The organism is Flavobacterium koreense (genome assembly GCF_054776075.1).
Map to the genome: position 1 here is coordinate 691,912 of NZ_BAAHCF010000029.1, position 976 is coordinate 692,887.

Genomic DNA, 976 nt, shown 5'->3' on the forward strand with positions numbered 1-976 from the left:
ATTGCTATTGAATGGTAACTCAGTTACATCACTCCATTTATCGCCATCTAAGGTTGCTTTGTATAATTTTAATAAAGTCGATTTTCTAGCATCTTTTCCTTTTTTTCCGTCAAGAAAATTGTTTCTTGTAAAATAAACTGTTTTTCCGTCTTTAGTAAAAACTGGTGTTGATTCGTGGAACTTTGAATTTAAATTTGCTCCAAATCTTCCTGGATCAGATAAAGCACCTTGGTCGCCTATATTGGCACTGTACAAGTTGGTAAAACTCTCACCTGTCCAAGAGTGTCTCTTGTTAGACAATCCTCCTGTATCTCTTGCTGAGGCAAAAATTACTTTAGTACCTGAAAAAGCACTTCCGTAATCAGAATACTCTGAATTGATTCCAGCATTTTCTAAGGTATAACGTCCAGAGTTTTTCTTGATTTGTGCCAAATAATCTTTCTGAGCTGTAGCTAATTTAGCACGTAAATCATTACCGCTTTTTTGATTAAATTTCACCAACATTTCATCGGCTTTTTTATAATCTTTTATTGCTTTTAATGATTGAGCATAACGATAGTAATACTCTGGCTCTACATCTTGTGTGAAGGCAAATAACTCACCATACCATTTTGCAGCATTGTCTAAATCGGCTTTAAAATAGTACGAGTCACCAAGCTTTTGTAACATCTCTTGCGATTTGTATCCTTTAGCAAAAATGCGCTCGTAGGTTTTTATAGCATCAACATAGGCAAACTTATCGTATTGTTGGTCTGCTTTAGCTTCTTTTAACTTCTGACCTGACATGCTCATTGAAGCGATGCAGGCAACTACTAAATATATAATTCTGTTTTTACTCACCATGATACTATTGTTTTTTTGGTGTTCGTGAATCTTTGATTTCATGATAATCGCTTTTTAGAAGAATCTTGGTGATACTATTCGGTCTTGACGTTTGAATAATTCAAATCGTAAAAATATTTCGTGTGAACCTGAA

At 34.4% G+C, this 976-nt stretch carries 1 pseudogene; it reads right to left on the minus strand.

Features of this window, described 5'->3' with window-relative positions:
- A pseudogene (locus ACYU7A_RS11550) lies at nucleotides 1–885 on the minus strand (OmpA family protein); the annotation flags it as partial.
- Nucleotides 886–976 lie beyond the last annotated feature (91 nt).